Consider the following 17,726-nt stretch of genomic DNA (forward strand, 5'->3'; position numbering starts at 1 on the left):
AATAAAAATTTAACTAAGTTTTATACTGCAACATGCATATAACAAAACAGTTTTAAAGTTCATCATTCATCAAATTGATAAATCGACTATTAACTTATTATAAAAAAAAGAGTCATATATCAGTTAATGTGCATTGCCTAAATTATCACATGAATAGGCTAACTACATTACTAACATATAACTCGGATTTTGTGATGACTAATCTTTAGCTAAATGATTAAATGTATAGGTTTGGTTGCGTTGTTTAGGTGTGTCTAATCTACTTTTACATTCGTCACACATAAAGGTATGCATTGGATCATTTCTTAATCTCTTTGCTTCTAGTGTGTTTTCATCTATAAAAACCTTCGTATCACAAATGATACATTGAACTTGTTTCAAATTTAAATCACCTCAATATGGGTAACATGCTCGAATTGATAATCGTAACCTTGATCTGGAATATATACAAAGCTATCAACAGCATTATCATCATATAAACGTTTTCCATCCTTTGAAAATTGGAAGAATAAATATGGTAATAAATCAATTGGTACATCAATCGATTGGTCGCTATTAGAAAGACGAATGAGTTGTGCACCTTCTTGAATTTCTGCATTTTTGAAAAATGGTGTCATATTAATGACAAATGAACCTTCAAGAACTGCTCTTTTTTTATATTTAATCTCAGAGTTCAGTGTCGGTGGATTGGTTTGACCTTCTAATATGGCACGATTCCATTCTCTATTGTCTTCAAAAGCGATGGGTTTGGTACCATCAAAAACGCCATTTTCCAAGTCTTCGAGTTGTACTTTACGGTCATCAAAGATCCAAGTTGTACTATCTAATGTGATTTGAAAATTTACTGCTCCCTTAATTTGAATCATAATCCCACTCCTATTGATAAATCTCGACAATAACTATTGAACTATTCTATGTATTAATAATATTAAATGTATCATTTGAATCATTAAGTTCTAAAATTGAGTAATATTGACTCAACGATAATAAATGAATATTTTGTGACGAAAAATTATCATTATTACATTAGCTCATTACCTTTAACTAAAATAAGCTAGTGAATTAAAACGCTTACTTTAGAGCAGAAGGCAATTTATGAAGTATGCTCTAGTTATTGTGAATGTAAAATTAACTTTAAATATAATTTTATCACACATAAGCGTATTTAGTATATTACTGAATACTCTTGCTTTTTACTATTCAGTAAGATACACTTTTATTTATAAAGTTACAATTGATAGGGGGAGTATGTCATGGTAAAGAGTCAGGATTTAAATAATGCGGCATATGACCAGTTGAATAAAGATGCTGATAGGATTCTCCAACTTATTAAAGTACAAATGGACAATCTTACATTACCACAATGCCCATTGTATGAAGAAGTACTCGATACTCAGATGTTTGGATTACAAAAAGAAGTAGATTTCGCTGTTGAACTTGGTTTAGTTGACAGTGAAGCGGGCAAAGGATTAATGCTTCGATTAGAAAAAGAACTTTCTAAATTGCATGATGCATTTACGAATGTTTAATTTGTAATATTCAAAACTGGTATGGCGTAAGTCCAGATCTAAAATAAATATTTTTTTGTAGTAATATTAAAGCTACATAAAGTACAGGCAAAGTGACTGGAACATCAATTTATAATTGATTGCTTCGCAGTCACTTTTGTTATTTCTGAAATTATTAGAAATCGAAGCATTAAAAAGTTATAATTTATGATATATTTATTCGAGAAATTATGACAATGTTTGATATAATGTAAAAAGCGCACTTTCTTACTACAATAAAATTTAAATAGTGCTATAGAGATACTAAATTTAAAGAAAAAGTAATAAATAAAAATGCAATCTGCAAATTTAAAAATAAGATATTAAAAATTAGAATTGGATGATATGTCAAATGAATAACATAAAGCAATTTTTTCGATATATAGGCAAAAACGCTAAATATATCGACTATCCACTAGTAATTACATATTTATTACTGTGTCTTATTGGATTGGTTATGGTTTATAGTGCCAGCATGGTAGCTGCAACAAAAGGGACCTTAACTGGTGGTGTTTCTGTATCAGGGACATATTTTTATACTAGACAATTGATGTATGTCATTATGAGTTTGATACTCGTCTTTTTTATGGCTTTCTTTATGAACGTGAAATTTTTGGAAAAGACAAAGTTTCAACAATGGATGATGGGAGGCATCATTCTATTATTATGTGCAACCTTAGTTATTGGTAGTAATATCAATGGTTCTAAAAGTTGGATTAACTTAGGATTTATGAATTTGCAAGCATCAGAGTTATTGAAGATTGCGATTATATTGTACATACCTTATATGATTGAGAAGAAACGACCGCAAGTGTTTAAAGAGCCAAGAATTTTAATGTCGCCAATTATTTTAGCATCATTTTGTATTGGGCTCGTATTTTTACAACGAGATGTTGGTCAAACATTACTTATATTAGTTATTTTCTTTTCAATTTTATTTTATGCCGGTATTGGTGTAGAAAAGTCTATTAAATATGGTTTGATAGTATTAACCGGGATCGTTATCATTGGTGGGTTATTCTTATTATTAGGTCTAGTACCTGATTACTTGACTGCACGTTTTAGTACATTAGCAAATCCATTTAGTAAAGAATCTGGAACAGGTTATCATATTTCAAACTCATTAATTGCAATAGGTAATGGTGGTCTTTTTGGTAGGGGCTTAGGTAATAGTATTATGAAATTAGGTTATTTACCTGAACCACACACAGATTTTATCTTTTCAATTATTTGTGAAGAATTAGGACTTATCGGTGGTTTGTTTGTCATCTGCCTATTATTCTTTATCGTATACAGGGCCTTCCAACTAGCAAATAAAACACCTTCGTTCTTCTATAAATTAGTTTGTGTCGGTATTGCAAGTTATATAGGAAGTCAAACCTTTGTAAACTTGGGCGGTATTTCTGGGACAATCCCACTAACAGGTGTTCCATTGCCGTTTATCAGTTTTGGTGGTTCTTCAATGATTAGTTTAAGTATTGCTATGGGATTATTATTAATCACTGCGAAACAAATTAAAATAGAAGAATATCGTAGAAAGCAAGCAAGAAAACAACAAAAAAACGTAGAAGTTCCTAGAAAATTTAATCGCTTTAATAAATGATTTGATACGACAAAAATAAGCAAACATTTCAATGTTTAGACATTGAAAACGTTTGCTTATTTTTTTATATTATCATATAAATTTCGAAAAAGTTAGAACGTTGACTATAAACGATAACAAAAACTTATCATAATATATAACTTTTTATTATCTGTCAGTTATGATACAATAAGCTAGAAATAGCTTTAAAACAATGTTTACCACTCAATCAAAGTTAATTTTATTACTAGTGTAAACAACTTTAATGGTATTTCAATTGTCATATTCAACAAAAAGTGTGAGATTTTTTTACTGTTTACATTGTTCGTATTTTGCTATAATGTATTCAATATCAAACTTTTTAGAAAATTCAAACTTTTAAGGGGGACCAAGTTTTGAAAAATATAAACAAACTTATGGTGGCCAATCGTGGGGAAATTGCGATTAGAATTTTTAGGGCGGCAACCGAATTAGATATTAAAACAGTTGCTATTTATTCTAATGAAGATAAGGGGTCTTTACATAGATATAAAGCTGATGAATCCTATTTAGTGGGTGAAGATTTAGGGCCTGCAGATTCATATTTGAATATAGAGAGAATTATTGAAGTTGCAAAGCGTGCTGAAGTGGATGCGATTCATCCGGGGTATGGTTTTTTAAGTGAGAATGAAACATTTGCGCGTAGATGTGCCGAAGAAGGCATTAAATTTATTGGACCACATGTATCACATTTAGATATGTTTGGTGATAAAGTCAAAGCTAGAGAAACAGCAATTAAGGCAGACTTAAGGGTAATTCCTGGTACAGATGGACCAATTGAAAGTTATGAAGCTGCTGTAGCATTTGCTGAAACTGCTGGTTTCCCACTAATGATTAAAGCAACAAGTGGCGGTGGCGGTAAAGGTATGCGTATTGTGCGTACAAGTGAAGAACTAGAAGATGGTTTTAACCGTGCTAAATCTGAAGCAGAGAAATCATTTGGGAATAGCGAAGTATATATTGAAAAATATATCGATAATCCTAAGCATATTGAAGTACAGGTTATTGGTGATGAACATGGGAATATTGTTCATTTATATGAACGTGATTGTTCTGTCCAACGTCGTCATCAAAAGGTAGTTGAGGTAGCACCGTCTGTAGCACTATCTGATGAACTAAGAGAACGTATTTGTGATACAGCGATACAACTTATGAAACATATCGAATACGTTAATGCTGGGACAGTTGAATTCCTAGTGTCTGGTGAAGATTTTTACTTTATCGAAGTGAATCCTCGTGTTCAGGTAGAGCATACAATTACAGAAATGATTACAGGTGTAGATATTGTTAAGACACAAATACTTGTAGCTGATGGAGAAAGTTTATTTGATGAAGAAATCAATATGCCTGAGCAAAAGGATATTGTCACGTTAGGTTATGCAATTCAATGTCGTATCACTACTGAAGATCCTACGAACGACTTTATGCCAGATACAGGAAGAATTAGTGCTTATCGTTCAAGTGGCGGTTTTGGCGTTAGACTTGATGCTGGTGATGGCTTCCAAGGTGCAGAAATTTCACCATATTATGACTCATTACTGGTTAAATTATCTACACATGCTATGTCGTTTAAGCAAGCTGATGAAAAGATGGACCGTTCACTACAAGAAATGAGAATTCGTGGTGTTAAAACCAATATTCCATTTTTAATAAATGTGATGAGACATCCTCAATTTAAAACAGGCGATTACACAACAAAATATATAGAGAATACACCTGAATTGTTTGATATTCAACCAACGCTTGACCGTGGAACAAAAACACTAGAGTATATTGGCAATGTTTCTATTAATGGTTTTCCAAATGTTGAAAAGCGTCCGAAACCGATTTATGAAACATCACCAATACCAAAAGTGGCAAAGAAAGAAATCGAACAGCTTCAAGGTACAAAGCAATTACTTGATGAAAAAGGGCCTAAAGCAGTTGCTGATTGGTTGAAACAACAAGAAGATGTATTAATTACAGATACTACATTTAGAGATGCACATCAATCATTACTGGCAACAAGAGTACGTACGAAAGACATGATGAATATTGCATCAAAAACAGCTCAAGTAATGAAGGATAACTTTTCATTAGAATTATGGGGTGGTGCTACGTTTGATGTTGCATATAATTTCCTTAAGGAAAACCCTTGGGAACGTTTAGAACGTCTCAGAAAGGCAATTCCAAACGTTTTATTCCAAATGTTATTACGCGCTTCAAATGCGGTAGGTTATAAGAATTACCCAGATAATGTAATTAAAAAATTCGTTGCTGAAAGTGCAGATGCTGGTGTAGATGTATTTAGAATTTTTGACTCATTGAACTGGGTTGATCAAATGAAAGTAGCAAATGAAGCGGTGCAAGAAGCTGGTAAAATATCAGAAGGTACAATTTGTTACACTGGAGATATCTTAAACCCTGAACGCTCTGATCTCTATACATTAGAATATTATGTGAATATGGCGAAAACATTGGAACGTGAAGGATTCCATATCTTGGCAATTAAAGATATGGCAGGGTTATTGAAACCAAAAGCAGCATATGAATTAGTTGGAGAATTGAAATCTGCAGTTAACTTACCGATTCATTTGCACACGCATGATACTAGTGGTAATGGCTTGATGATTTATAAAGAAGCAATCGATGCTGGCGTGGATGTAATAGATACAGCTGTAGCATCAATGAGTGGTTTAACGAGTCAACCTAGTGGAAATGCATTATATTATGCATTAAACGGTTTTGATAGAAATCTACGTGCTGATATCGAAGGAATGGAAGAATTATCACATTATTGGGGTACAGTACGTCAATATTACAGCGATTTTGAAAGTGATATTAAGTCACCAAACACTGAAATCTATAAACATGAAATGCCAGGTGGTCAATATTCAAACCTTAGACAACAAGCGAAAAGTCTAGGATTAGGTAATCGCTTTAATGAAGTTAAAGACATGTATCGTCGAGTGAATTTCTTATTTGGCGATTTGGTGAAGGTAACACCATCTTCTAAAATTGTCGGCGATATGGCATTGTATATGGTTCAAAATGATTTAGATGAGGAAGCAGTAATTAAAGATGGACATAAACTAGATTTTCCTGAATCTGTAGTATCCTTCTTTAAAGGTGATATCGGACAACCGGTTAATGGATTTAATAAAGATCTACAACAAGTTATCCTAAAAGGACAAACTGCTTTAACAGACCGTCCAGGGGAATATTTAGAACCTGTTGATTTTGAAGCTGTAAGAAAAGAATTAGAAGAGAAACAACAGAGTGAAGTTACTGAACAGGATATTATAAGTTATGTTTTATATCCTAAAGTTTATGAACAGTTTATTGCGACACAAGAACAATTCGGAAATGTTTCATTATTAGATACACCAACCTTCTTCTTTGGTATGCGTTCTAATGAAACTGTTGAAATCGAAATTGATACTGGTAAGCGACTTATTATTACATTAAAGACTATTACTGAACCGGATGAAAAAGGTGTACGTACTATATTCTATGATATGAATGGTCAAGCTCGTCGTATCTTTATACAAGATGAAAATGTAAAAGCTAATGCAAGTGTGAAACCAAAAGCTGATAAATTGAATCCTAATCATATTGGGGCTCAGATGCCAGGTTCAGTTACAGAAGTGAAGATTGCAGAAGGTGAAAATGTCACAAGTGGGCAAGCATTATTGATAACTGAAGCAATGAAGATGGAAACAACAATACAAGCGCCATTTGATGGTGTCATTAAGAAAGTTACTGTGCAAAGTGGTGAAGCCATTGAGACAGGTGATTTATTAATAGAAATTGAAAAAGAACCAGTAGATTAGGTCGGTTATTGTCCTAGCTATTGATTAAATAAACAACACAACGCTTTGATTTATAGATTCAGAAATGTTTCTATAAATCAAAGCGTTTATTTAGTGTTCTAGATAAATATGATGGTTATAATGCTTTATATTAATGAAACAGTAGAAAATTTAACAAAAGAAGAAACGTCAATTCCTATTATTATTTCATTAGGAATTGACGTTTCTTGTTAATAAAAGTTATCATCGTAAAGTTCACGCGTCATTCTATTAATTTAAATAAAAGATGTGTTAAGGTTTTGACTTAAGTATATTTCTTAATGAACCCGTTAACTTATCCGCCGCTACGAATTGTGCGTAGCATGAGTATTACAAAGTAAGCAATTAAGCCGAATAATAATGTAATAAATAATGCATGTAGCAGTGCAATAAATAAGTTTACATGTGTGATTATAGATAAAGCACCAGTCGTGACTTGTAATAATACAAGGATGAACGCTGCTGTATAACCATATCTAATGGTTCTATTATGTCTATAATTATTAACTGCATGAATGAATGTCAACATTATCCAAATAAATGCGATAAATGCCATGCCTCTATGAGTAAAGTTTACCCAATCTTGTACTGTGTGTGGCATTAAATCATTAAATGGTAATGGCCATTGACCATATGCTAGGCTGGCCTTTTTATGTCTAACTAATGCACCTGTATAAATTGTTAAGTATACGATTAACATCATCAACCATGTATATATTCTTAATGGTTTTCTGATAAATAATTCATCAGCTTCGTATTTGCGATCGACTTCGAAAATAATCAATGTTAATACAAATACTGATGAGAACGAAACGAGTGAAATACCGAAATGCAATGCGAGTACGTATGCATTTTGCTGCCACATAACTGCTGCTGCACCAATCAAAGCTTGAAGAAGTAGGAAACCAACACTAATGATACAAAGTGGTTTAACTTCTTTGATGTAACTGATATGTTTCCAGGCAACAATGACTAACCATAAAACAATAATTAATGATAATCCTGAAACGGCACGATGACTTAATTCAATAATCGTTTGTATAGGTAAATTTTGCGGAAGTAATGCACCGTGACACAATGGCCAATCTGAACCACAACCGTCTTCCGATCCGGTCTTAGTAACAAGAGCGCCACCAAGTTGTACCCATGTCATGATTAATGTTGCTAGTATAGATAACCATTTCAGGTTTTTCTTGTTAAACAATAATTAACACCCCACTTATTAATAAAACTATTGGGATAATAAACCTAGTATCACAGTTAATACAAATTCAGATTGAAAAGTTTGTAAATGATATTCCCAAAAGACATACTTGTTTAACGTTAAATAAATCTCAAGGATTATTATAACAAGAAAATGTTAATTAGTTGTGTCATAAAAATGACGATTTATTATTGTCTTTAAAGTGTCACAAATAAATTATTATAAATGTAGTAAAAGGCATTAATTTAATATATCATTGTATTATATGAAAAAAATAGGAGGGGGATTATGAACAAAGAACAAACTTTGTCGCATAATACAAGTCGTGTAACCTTTAAAGAGTTACAACAGATTATAAAAATGGGACTTGTGCAAGGTAACTTAGTTCCTGCTTTTGCTGGTTCATGGCTTGCAATTGTGATGGCAAATCATTCCTTTCTCTCGTCAATACCACAAATCTTAATGATGATTGTTGGCTCAACGCTTATTATGGGCGGCGCTTGTGCTGTGAACAATTATTATGATCAAGATATTGATAGTATCATGCCAAGTAAGCAACAACGACCAACGGTCAATGATAGAATTTCAAATAGAAATTTATTAATTCTTAGCTTTGGAATGATGTTGATAGGGGAAGCATTATTATTTGCCTTAAATATACCATCTGGTGTTATCGGATTATTAGGTATAGTTGGGTATGTCTCATTCTATTCAATTTGGTCAAAACGCCACACAGTTTGGAATACGGTTATTGGAAGTTTTCCTGGTGCTGTACCTCCTTTAATTGGATGGACTGCTATTGAGGGTAATATTAGTGTTGCAGCAATTGCACTATTTTTAGTTGTATTTTGTTGGCAACCCATTCATTTTTATGCATTAGCAATCAAACGTAAAGATGAATATTCATTAGCTAATATTCCAATGTTACCTTCAGTTAAAGGTTTTAAACGAACAAGAGTAAGTATGTTCATCTGGCTTGTATTGTTATTACCATTACCATTTTTATTAAGTAATTTAGGTGTTACATTTATCGTGTTAGCCTCACTATTAAATTTAGGATGGTTATACATGGGATTAACAAGTTTTAAAAAGGGCACAGATCAAACAAAATGGGCAACAAAAATGTTTATATATTCACTAAATTACTTAGTGGTATTCTTTGTACTTGTTGTTGTCGTCTCATTAATACAAATGTTCTAATAATTAATAATAAGGATGAAATTTATGAATTTACCAATTTTACCTACAATTAGTACGAGTTTTATTGTTATTAGTGCAATCCTTGTTGCAATAGGTTGGCGTAAAATATGGAAAAGGGAAATAGAAAGTCATAAAAAGGTAATGTTATGTGCAGCGTTTTTTGCACTCGCATTCTTTATTATTTATGCTTCTAGAACAATCTTTATTGGTAATACTGCTTTTGGCGGACCAGATTCCGTAAAACTTTATTATACTATCTTTTTAATATTCCATATTAATTTAGCTACAATCGGTGGTATTTTAGGTGCAGTACAGATTATTACTGCGTTAAAGGATAAGTTAAAGATCCATAGAAGAATTGGACCAATTGCATCAATTATCTGGTTCTTTACGGCAATCACAGGTGTCGCAGTTTATGTATTACTCTATGTTTTATATCCGGGTGGAGAAACGACATCATTGATTAAAGCAACATTAGGTTTATAACACTATTAATAAATGAAATTGTTAGTCTTATATTGGGCAATATTAAGACTAAAGAGGTGAGCCAATAGGCACACCTCTTTTTTATTTTATATAGCGTTGTAAATGCTTAGCTGTTAGGGATTGTTCGACAGAAAGCAAACCTGCTGGGTATCCTTGATACAAGCACTGTCCTCCATTAGAACCTGCATAAGGCCCAATATCTACTATCCAATCAGCTTGTGTCATCATTGTTAAATTATGTTCAATAATTATAAGTGTATTATTCTCAGCAATTAAATTATTAAAACAGTCTAATAATATTGGAATATCATCTTCGTGTAATCCTGTAGTGGGTTCGTCGAATACAAATATTTGATTCTTTACAGGTTTTGTCAAATATTTACTTAATTTTACACGTTGAATTTCACCTCCAGATAGCGTATCAAGTGTTTGACCTAGTGTCATATAATTCAAACCGGTAGATTTCAAAGCCTGTAAAGGTTGCTCTATATCAATATTCTCTGCAAAGAAGGCTAGCGCTTCATCTATTGTCAAATTCAAAATATCAGCAATAGAATGATCATTAACTTTAGCTTCTAATACTTCTGGTTTATAGCGTTGTCCGTTACAAACGTCACATACTTGTGTGAAGTCAGGCATAAAGGCTAGTTCAGTTTTTATTATTCCTTTACCATGACATTCAGGACATGCACCTTCAGAATTATAGCTGAACAATGATTTCTTTAAACCAGTTTTGTCACTAAAGTATTCTCTGACAGCATCAAAAATATTTAGATAAGTTAATAGATTTGAACGTCTAGATGCATGTATAGGCTTTTGATCAATAAAAATACTGTAATCAAAATATTTCAATCCAGTTGAAATTAATGTACTCTTACCTGAACCAGCAACCCCTGTAACCACTGTCATTACATTTTTAGGGATTTGGACCGAAACATCAACCAAATTATTTTTCGTTATATGATTTAAATTGATAAGGTCTTGAGATTCGCGCGGTTGAGGTTTTAACTTATGATTTTTACGTAAAGCGATACCAGTAGATGAAGTAGTGTTTAGTAACTGCTGATACGGACCTTCAAATGTAATAGTCCCACCATTCTTACCAGCTAAAGGACCTAAATCGATAATATGGTCAGCAATACAAATTACGTCTGGATCGTGTTCGACAACAAGTACAGTATTACCTTTATCTTTCAGAGAGATAATGATTTCATTTATGCGTCTAATATCCTCTGGATGTAATCCAATGCTCGGTTCATCAATAATATAAACTAAGTCTGTTAATGGACTATTTAAATGTCGAATAAGTTTAATACGTTGTGATTCTCCACCTGATAAGGATTTAGTTTCACGCGATAAAGTCAGATAATTTAAGCCAATATAACTTAACGACTCCAGTTGCTTTAATAATGGTTCGATAATTGTCTTAGCTTTATCAGATGTTAACTTAGAAACAAATGAAATTGCCTCATCAATAGATAGCTCAGTAAAGTCTGCAATATCTAATTCGTTGATTTTACATTGTAATACCTTTTGATTTAATCGCTTACCATTACAAGTAGGGCAAGATTTTGAAGATACAACACGTTCGATGTCAGACTTGAATTTATTTTTCTCAAAGTTATCATTTAATAAAAAAGATCGTCTGAAACGATGGATAAGTCCTTCGAATTTTGCTGTTTTTGGCCAATTTGAAGGTGGGTTCTTTAATTTTTTAGGTTCAGTATATAAAAATGTATTTAGTTCTTCTTCAGTGTAATCTTTTAACTTTTTATCATTATCGAATAAACCAGAGTATAAATATCGCTTACCACGCCAACTGTCTGGCCTAAATGATGGGAAACGTATCGCGTCTTCATTTAATGATTTATTAAAATCAATGAGTTCGTTTAAGTCTATATCTTCTACATAACCTAAGCCAGAACATGTAGGACACATTCCTTTAGGATTATTGAAAGAAAAGATGTCTGAATAACCCACAAATGGTTCACCAATTCTCGACCATAATAATCTTACTGAAGCATATATATCTGAAATTGTGCCGACCGTAGATCGTGCATGACCACCTAATCTTTTTTGGTTGATTACCATAGAAACTGGTAGGTTTTCTATTAAATCTACATGCGGTTTAGTATATTGTGTTAATTGGTGTTGAATGTATGTTGAATATGTCTCGTTTAATAAGCGTTCAGATTCTGCAGCAATGGTATTAAATACTAAAGATGATTTACCTGAACCAGAACGTCCAGTGAACACGGTAATTTTGTGCTTTGGTATATCGACTGATATATTTTTAAGATTGTTCTGTTTTGCTCCATGAATTCTAATATCCGTCATTTTTATTTCACCTCTGTTGCACATATACCCAGAATTTAAATTGTGTATAACGTTTATATGAAGATTTTGCAAATACAGAGTCTTATCTTGCTTGTTATATGAAATTCCATGTACAATGAACCTAACATGCTAATAGGTGGGTGAGCGATGAAGAAACTGATAATTAAAGTTATTGGTGTTTTAGTATTAATTTGTTTTCTGATTTATCTATTTTACTCACCACGTTTAAAGTTTGATGTTTTAGAAAATCCCAATAAAAATACTACGAAAACAACACAAACAACACAAACTCAGGATTTTGATAAGAGTAAAAATACTGCTGAAAATCCGATGCCCAAAGATGGTGTAGGGACGTGGGTTGGTCAAAGTCTAAGTAAATTGACTGAAAAATATGGACAAGCAGATCGTGTGTATCCATATAAAGATAATTATAAAAACTACGTATTTAAAGAAAAAGAAGCATATTATTTAGTTACAACCAAAGATGGCATAATTAAATCTGTTTATGCTACAGGTAAAAAGGCTAATGTTGAACCATTACATATTACTAATAATGCTGCACATGTGTTTGAGAAGTTCAGCGTTAATCCAGAGCCGACGATTACTTCCAATGGCAAGAAATATGAACTGGAATTATCTGATACGGATATGAAGACGCAGTCATTAGTGAAATTTAAAAATATGTATGCTCAAATTTATATAGATCAACAATCGAATCATATCGTTGCGGTACGATTTTTAGATAGTGATGCTTTAGCTGAATTTAAACCATATCAAATGGTTACTTCTAAAGAAGAAAAGGAAGTAAAAAGTAAACACGGTAATGCGCCATACGCTCAAAGTTCTAATCAGTTGATGACGCTTTATGAAATAACAAATGAAATGCGCAAATTAAAGAATACACAACCATTAAAAATTAATAATAAATTAGCACACATTGCATCGTTTAATTTATACGAAGCAACAGGACAAGATGATAGTGCTGAATTTACTGAAGATGCATTAAGAGATCAATTAAATGCTCAAGAAGTACCTTTTACGTATAGTAGTCAAAATGTAGGGTATGACTTTAATGATGTACCCACGTTAATACACAGTTGGTTGAATTCTGATACGCATCGCTCTCGAATGTTGAATGCAAAGTATAATGAAATGGGCGGAGAAGTAATGCAAGGCTATTATACACTCATTTTTGTAGGTGAAAAGAAGAAAGGAGATGACCAAGAATGATAACTGAAGAGACATTAACGTTATTGGATGATATTGAAGCGCTAAGTGATAAAATAGTGGATTCGCATATTTATAAAGCATATGAAGCGGCGCAACAAGCATTGTCAGATAATGATGAGGCACATCTTTTATATCAAGCTTTCTTAAAGTCGAAGCAAAATTATGATGAAATTATGAGATTTGGTAAATATCATCCGGATTATCAAAAGGTAATGTTAGAAACGAGAAAGCGAAAACGTGCATATGAAATGTTACCTGTCGTCATGGATTACAAACAAAAGGAAGTAGCGTTGCAAGACTTGATTGATGAGGTAATAGTTAAAATTGCTTATTCATTCTCGGAAAATGTAAAAATTGAAACAGGAAATCCTTTCTTTCAAAAAGATTCTGGTGGCTGTTCAACAGGCGGGTCTTGTAATTGTTCGTTATAATGTAACGGAACATAGTAAAATTTTATATTTAAAGTAAGAGTTTGGGCTCAAATCCCAGAAAAACAGCACTCAGATGATTGAATTCAATTTATCTGAGTGCTGTTTTGTTTATACTATTCGTATTATTGGCTCGCTTTCCTAGGGGCCAGCTTCAGCTTGTCTTGATCCCGCAGGAGTCTCTCCAAATACATTGCATTAATATGTTGATTTATATTAAAAAGTATTTAATAAAATAAGGTCTATCCGTATTATTTAGTAAACACTATTAAATTAAATTTACAAGGTGTCTTAAATATGCAGAGTAAGAAATGACTCAATATACACTAACGTTGTAAAATTCAGTATATCTCTATAAATAATATGTCACGATAGGTTAATAAAAGTGTACAAACAAACCATGAAAATAAATTATATGAATTCAAACATTACTATAGTGCCACATGCTATCATTCTAAATGAATATTAAAAAAGCAATTTCTATATGATTTCAATAGAAATTGCTTTTTTTTACTTGTCCGAAAACTTTATATCTTCGACTTTTTATAATAGCCAAGATTATTTATAAGTTAGTTTAAAGCGCTCTGCAAGGTCTGGGCGATCAGTAATTAAAGTATGTGCGCCATGATAGACTAAGTCATTCATCAAATCCAAATTATTAACATGACAATATCCAGGAACGATATTGCGCTCATTTAACCAGTGAATAAAACGTGGTGAATTAAATTTTATACCATTTCGTTCAATTGGTAGAATAAAGGTATGTGCTTTTGTAGCAAATAAATTGCCAGCACCTAAATAAAAATGGATAAATCCCTTCATCATATCATTCTTGCTAGCAGCAATTGCTGTATTCGGGTTAAGGTGTCTGAAATAATCAATTATTTCTCCTTGATTGCTGCCGATTACTATACGATTATCTGAATTATATTCATTAATTATGGTATTTACTTTTTCGCAAATCAGGTGGTTTTGTTGTTGTGTTGATTGATTAATTAAATGAATATTTACCTTAGCATTTGGATAATAAGTTAATAATTCTGCTAAGGTTAATATAGTAGCGTCTTTATGGTTACGATAAGGTGTCTGACCGTTGATATCAGTAAAATAGTATCCTGCATCTAATTTTTTTATTTCGTTAAGCGTATGTTCACTCACTGTACCTGAGCCATTTGTTGTTGCATCTAATGAGGTGCTATTGAAAACGATGACTTGATCATCTTTAGTTAGGGTAACACCAACAGCGAATCCATCTATATTATGAGCAATTGCATTATCAAATGCGAGTTTAGTATTTTCAGGTCTAACAGCTGATCCACCGTGATTGGCTAGAATATAGGGTGCTGTTTGACTATAGAAATGATGTGTCGGTAAATTTTCAGGCTTTCTTTTATATTTATTAATGAACAGCAAGCTACCTACTATACCTGCTAAGCCAATGAATGATCCTTTAAACATTTTATTAAATTTTGACATGTACAAATCCTCCTTAGTACATAAATATACTTAGTAATATAGCAAAAGATTGTTCAACTGCAAAATAATTGTTATTTATAAAAATAATAGGAAATGATATCATAAAAGGGCTAATAAATGGAGTGAGAAGAAAATGAATATTGTGCCTAGAACAAGTTTAATTATATATTTAAAACATATGAAACATGAAAGACAAATTAGAAAATTTGGTCATATCGTAAGTTCTAATAAAAAGCAACGTTATGTTGTAATGTATATCAATGAAAGTGACTCAGATCAAATAGTTACTAAATTGATGAAACTAAAGTATGTGAAAGAAATAGAAGGCTCTCCTTATAAATATTTAAAAAAGCATTATGAAAAGGAACAACATGAATTTTCATAAATAAGAGCCTTAATGTATTTGCTTTGCGTACAGTGAAACATAGGTTTGTAGCTACATTATTGTAATGGCGGAATCCAACGCTGTAATCTTAGTACGCTAATTAAATAATTATAATATAGTTCTATATCATGAAATGTCTCAGGTGGTTTTACATCTACACCCTTTATTTCTATATTGTACTGCTCAGCCTGTTGATTAATTAGTTCAAATTTCTTATTGGAATTTGGATATGGATAATTCAAGGCATTAATCATGATATACATGGCTTGGAAATGTCGACCACTTGTTGGTTTCATGATAATGGCTACAGATGATCGTTGGTGTTCGGAAGTCGGTGTATGAAAGTAAACAATATAATCTATGCGGGCATAGTTATATTCGATAAGTGTATTAAATTCAAATAAATCTGTTAAACCTTCACCAATTTTAATAAAAGATTGTTTCATAAGCTATGTTCCTCCTTGCTTATGAATTATAAAGAATATAATTTAAGAATGGAAGTGTTGAAATGAGAGTTATATCTGGAATACATAAAAGCAAGCCATTAGAGAGCATCGAAGGTCGTAACACACGACCAACAATGGATAAAGTCAAAGAAGGGATATTTAACAGCTTGCATGATGTTTCAGGATTAGGGTTAGATTTATTTGCAGGTAGTGGTGCTTTAGGTATAGAAGCACTGTCACGCGGTATGGATAAAGTAATATTTGTTGATCAAAATTTTAAAGCAGTTAAAGTGATTAAGCGCAATTTAGACCATTTAAATATTGCAAGTCAAGCTGAGGTATATAAAAATAATGCAGAACGTGCATTAAAAGCCTTAGCCAAGCGTGAAATCCAATTCGATGTAATATTTTTAGATCCGCCATATGAAAAAGGGTTGATTGATGATGCTTTAGAGCAAATTGCAAAGTTTAATTTATTAAAAGAAAATGGTATTATCGTTTGTGAGTTTAATCATCATGAAAAAATAAAAACTGAACCATTCCGAGAGATTAAACAATATCATTATGGTTTAACAGACACTTTGTTATTAGAAAAGGGAGATTAAAATGTCTAGAACTAAAGCAGTCATACCAGGTAGTTTCGATCCGATTACATATGGGCACATTGATATCATTGATAGAAGTGCGGATCGTTTTGATGAATTGCATATTTGTGTGTTAAGAAATAGTAGTAAGGCGGGTACATTTACTGTAGAAGAACGAATAGATTTGATAGAAGCTTCAGTTAAACATTTAGATAATGTGACGGTGCATCATTTTGATGGATTATTGGTAGATTTTTGTGACCAAATTGGTGCTCAAACTATCATTAGAGGATTAAGAGCTGTTAGTGATTTTGAATATGAATTACGCTTAACTTCAATGAATAAAAAGTTAAATAGTAATGTTGAAACAATGTATATGATGACTAGCACTAATTATTCATTTATCAGTTCTAGCGTGGTAAAGGAAGTTGCTGCATATAAAGCAAATGTATCTGATTTTGTGCCTGAACATGTTGAAAAGGCATTAAATGAAAAATTTAAGAAATAAGATAATACAGTGACACCAACGAATTTGATGAAGTCATCAAAGGTTGGTGTTTTTTGATGTTTAATTGTGAGAAGAGTTGATAAAAGGGTGAATACATGAGTAGCCTCATGGATAAGCCCCACTAATCTCGATAAAATCGAGAAGTGGATAGAGGAATACATGAGAGTACTCAAGCATAAGCTCCACTAATCTCGATAAAATCGAAAAGTGGATAGAGGAATACATGAGTAGCCTCATGGATAAGCCCCACTAATCTCGATAAAATCGAGAAGTGGATAGAGGAATACATGAGAGTACTCAAGCAAAAGCCCCACTAATCTCGATAAAATCGAGAAGTGGATAGAGGAATACATGAGAGTACTCAAGCAAAAGCCCCACTAATCTCGATAAAATCGAGAAGTGGATAGAGGAATACATGAGAGTACTCAAGCATAAGCCCCACTA

General features: G+C 32.3%; 16 protein-coding genes. 10 read left to right on the forward strand and 6 right to left on the reverse strand.

Translation table 11 applies throughout. From position 1 onward, the window contains the following. Nucleotides 1–198: 198 nt before the first annotated feature. Both ACF91D_RS20440 and ACF91D_RS20445 read right to left on the reverse strand, forming a co-directional pair. Nucleotides 199–381 carry a YlaI family protein gene (locus ACF91D_RS20440; protein WP_107527697.1) on the reverse strand — a complete coding sequence of 61 codons (183 nt, stop codon included), beginning with the start codon at nucleotides 379–381 and terminating at the stop codon, nucleotides 199–201. A gap of 2 nt (nucleotides 382–383) precedes the next feature. Next, the gene (locus ACF91D_RS20445; RefSeq protein ID WP_107527698.1) at nucleotides 384–866 is read right to left on the reverse strand and encodes a hypothetical protein; all 483 of its coding nucleotides are present in this window, start codon (nucleotides 864–866) and stop codon (nucleotides 384–386) included. Nucleotides 867–1,253: 387 nt separating this feature from the next. On the opposite strand from ACF91D_RS20445, the gene ACF91D_RS20450 reads away from it, so the two are divergent. From ACF91D_RS20450 to ACF91D_RS20460, 3 genes are all read left to right on the forward strand, one after another. Then, a complete protein-coding gene (locus ACF91D_RS20450) occupies nucleotides 1,254–1,529 on the forward strand; it encodes an Fpa/YlaN family protein (protein WP_042738977.1) in 276 nt (91 codons plus the stop codon). A 370-nt stretch (nucleotides 1,530–1,899) separates the two neighbouring features. Beyond that, nucleotides 1,900–3,150: a cell division peptidoglycan polymerase FtsW gene (gene ftsW / locus ACF91D_RS20455; RefSeq protein WP_042738976.1), complete on the forward strand. Its 1,251-nt coding sequence runs from the start codon at nucleotides 1,900–1,902 to the stop codon at nucleotides 3,148–3,150. Nucleotides 3,151–3,524: 374 nt separating this feature from the next. After that, a complete protein-coding gene (locus ACF91D_RS20460; RefSeq protein ID WP_107589475.1) occupies nucleotides 3,525–6,980 on the forward strand; it encodes a pyruvate carboxylase in 3,456 nt (1,151 codons plus the stop codon). A gap of 313 nt (nucleotides 6,981–7,293) precedes the next feature. Here the strand turns inward: ACF91D_RS20460 and ACF91D_RS20465 are convergent, their stop codons facing one another. After that, nucleotides 7,294–8,202 (reverse strand): COX15/CtaA family protein, encoded by a 909-nt coding sequence (locus tag ACF91D_RS20465; RefSeq protein WP_042738974.1) that lies wholly within the window; start codon nucleotides 8,200–8,202, stop codon nucleotides 7,294–7,296. A gap of 288 nt (nucleotides 8,203–8,490) precedes the next feature. On the opposite strand from ACF91D_RS20465, the gene cyoE reads away from it, so the two are divergent. Continuing rightward, nucleotides 8,491–9,402 carry a heme o synthase gene (gene cyoE, locus ACF91D_RS20470; RefSeq protein ID WP_107513445.1) on the forward strand — a complete coding sequence of 304 codons (912 nt, stop codon included), beginning with the start codon at nucleotides 8,491–8,493 and terminating at the stop codon, nucleotides 9,400–9,402. Between the two features lie 24 nt (nucleotides 9,403–9,426). Further along, the gene (locus tag ACF91D_RS20475; RefSeq protein ID WP_042738972.1) at nucleotides 9,427–9,888 is read left to right on the forward strand and encodes a DUF420 domain-containing protein; all 462 of its coding nucleotides are present in this window, start codon (nucleotides 9,427–9,429) and stop codon (nucleotides 9,886–9,888) included. An 81-nt stretch (nucleotides 9,889–9,969) separates the two neighbouring features. Here the strand turns inward: ACF91D_RS20475 and ACF91D_RS20480 are convergent, their stop codons facing one another. Beyond that, nucleotides 9,970–12,225, reverse strand: coding sequence for an ATP-binding cassette domain-containing protein (locus ACF91D_RS20480; RefSeq protein WP_107527860.1), 2,256 nt, complete (start codon nucleotides 12,223–12,225; stop codon nucleotides 9,970–9,972). A 147-nt stretch (nucleotides 12,226–12,372) separates the two neighbouring features. Here ACF91D_RS20480 and ACF91D_RS20485 point away from each other — a divergent pair, with 147 nt between their 5' ends. Next, on the forward strand, nucleotides 12,373–13,455 hold the full coding sequence (locus ACF91D_RS20485) for a CAP domain-containing protein (protein ID WP_107527859.1): 1,083 nt from the start codon (nucleotides 12,373–12,375) through the stop codon (nucleotides 13,453–13,455). Beyond that, nucleotides 13,452–13,886, forward strand: a complete 435-nt coding sequence (locus tag ACF91D_RS20490; RefSeq protein WP_042738969.1) for a YlbF/YmcA family competence regulator — start codon at nucleotides 13,452–13,454, stop codon at nucleotides 13,884–13,886. The genes ACF91D_RS20485 and ACF91D_RS20490 overlap by 4 nt, the downstream gene beginning before the upstream one ends. A 555-nt stretch (nucleotides 13,887–14,441) precedes the next feature. On the opposite strand, the gene ACF91D_RS20495 is transcribed toward ACF91D_RS20490, so the two are convergent. Continuing rightward, on the reverse strand, nucleotides 14,442–15,359 hold the full coding sequence (locus ACF91D_RS20495; RefSeq protein WP_107527430.1) for a glycerophosphodiester phosphodiesterase family protein: 918 nt from the start codon (nucleotides 15,357–15,359) through the stop codon (nucleotides 14,442–14,444). 133 nt (nucleotides 15,360–15,492) lie between these two features. Here ACF91D_RS20495 and ACF91D_RS20500 point away from each other — a divergent pair, with 133 nt between their 5' ends. Beyond that, nucleotides 15,493–15,744 (forward strand): YlbG family protein, encoded by a 252-nt coding sequence (locus ACF91D_RS20500; RefSeq protein WP_042738967.1) that lies wholly within the window; start codon nucleotides 15,493–15,495, stop codon nucleotides 15,742–15,744. A gap of 56 nt (nucleotides 15,745–15,800) precedes the next feature. On the opposite strand, the gene ACF91D_RS20505 is transcribed toward ACF91D_RS20500, so the two are convergent. Further along, nucleotides 15,801–16,190 carry a DUF7147 family protein gene (locus tag ACF91D_RS20505; RefSeq protein ID WP_042738966.1) on the reverse strand — a complete coding sequence of 130 codons (390 nt, stop codon included), beginning with the start codon at nucleotides 16,188–16,190 and terminating at the stop codon, nucleotides 15,801–15,803. A 62-nt stretch (nucleotides 16,191–16,252) separates the two neighbouring features. On the opposite strand from ACF91D_RS20505, the gene rsmD reads away from it, so the two are divergent. Together rsmD and coaD are read left to right on the forward strand one after the other, a co-directional pair. Further along, nucleotides 16,253–16,795 (forward strand): 16S rRNA (guanine(966)-N(2))-methyltransferase RsmD, encoded by a 543-nt coding sequence (gene rsmD, locus ACF91D_RS20510; RefSeq protein WP_107512172.1) that lies wholly within the window; start codon nucleotides 16,253–16,255, stop codon nucleotides 16,793–16,795. 1 nt (nucleotide 16,796) lies between these two features. Next, nucleotides 16,797–17,282 carry a pantetheine-phosphate adenylyltransferase gene (coaD, locus tag ACF91D_RS20515; RefSeq protein ID WP_042738964.1) on the forward strand — a complete coding sequence of 162 codons (486 nt, stop codon included), beginning with the start codon at nucleotides 16,797–16,799 and terminating at the stop codon, nucleotides 17,280–17,282. Nucleotides 17,283–17,726 lie beyond the last annotated feature (444 nt).

The sequence above is a fragment of the Staphylococcus sp. 231237_7MaSpsaltlick genome (genome assembly GCF_043107035.1).

Excerpts from the sequence above, each read along its gene's own strand:
- ACF91D_RS20445 (WP_107527698.1), bottom strand. The coding sequence starts at position 866 with ATGATTCAAATTAAGGGAGCAGTAAATTTTCAAATCACATTAGATAGT.
- ACF91D_RS20450 (WP_042738977.1), top strand. The coding sequence starts at position 1,254 with ATGGTAAAGAGTCAGGATTTAAATAATGCGGCATATGACCAGTTGAAT.
- ftsW (WP_042738976.1), top strand. The coding sequence starts at position 1,900 with ATGAATAACATAAAGCAATTTTTTCGATATATAGGCAAAAACGCTAAA.
- cyoE (WP_107513445.1), top strand. The coding sequence starts at position 8,491 with ATGAACAAAGAACAAACTTTGTCGCATAATACAAGTCGTGTAACCTTT.
- ACF91D_RS20475 (WP_042738972.1), top strand. The coding sequence starts at position 9,427 with ATGAATTTACCAATTTTACCTACAATTAGTACGAGTTTTATTGTTATT.
- ACF91D_RS20480 (WP_107527860.1), bottom strand. The coding sequence starts at position 12,225 with ATGACGGATATTAGAATTCATGGAGCAAAACAGAACAATCTTAAAAAT.
- ACF91D_RS20485 (WP_107527859.1), top strand. The coding sequence starts at position 12,373 with ATGAAGAAACTGATAATTAAAGTTATTGGTGTTTTAGTATTAATTTGT.
- ACF91D_RS20490 (WP_042738969.1), top strand. The coding sequence starts at position 13,452 with ATGATAACTGAAGAGACATTAACGTTATTGGATGATATTGAAGCGCTA.
- ACF91D_RS20495 (WP_107527430.1), bottom strand. The coding sequence starts at position 15,359 with ATGTCAAAATTTAATAAAATGTTTAAAGGATCATTCATTGGCTTAGCA.
- ACF91D_RS20500 (WP_042738967.1), top strand. The coding sequence starts at position 15,493 with ATGAATATTGTGCCTAGAACAAGTTTAATTATATATTTAAAACATATG.
- ACF91D_RS20505 (WP_042738966.1), bottom strand. The coding sequence starts at position 16,190 with ATGAAACAATCTTTTATTAAAATTGGTGAAGGTTTAACAGATTTATTT.
- rsmD (WP_107512172.1), top strand. The coding sequence starts at position 16,253 with ATGAGAGTTATATCTGGAATACATAAAAGCAAGCCATTAGAGAGCATC.
- coaD (WP_042738964.1), top strand. The coding sequence starts at position 16,797 with ATGTCTAGAACTAAAGCAGTCATACCAGGTAGTTTCGATCCGATTACA.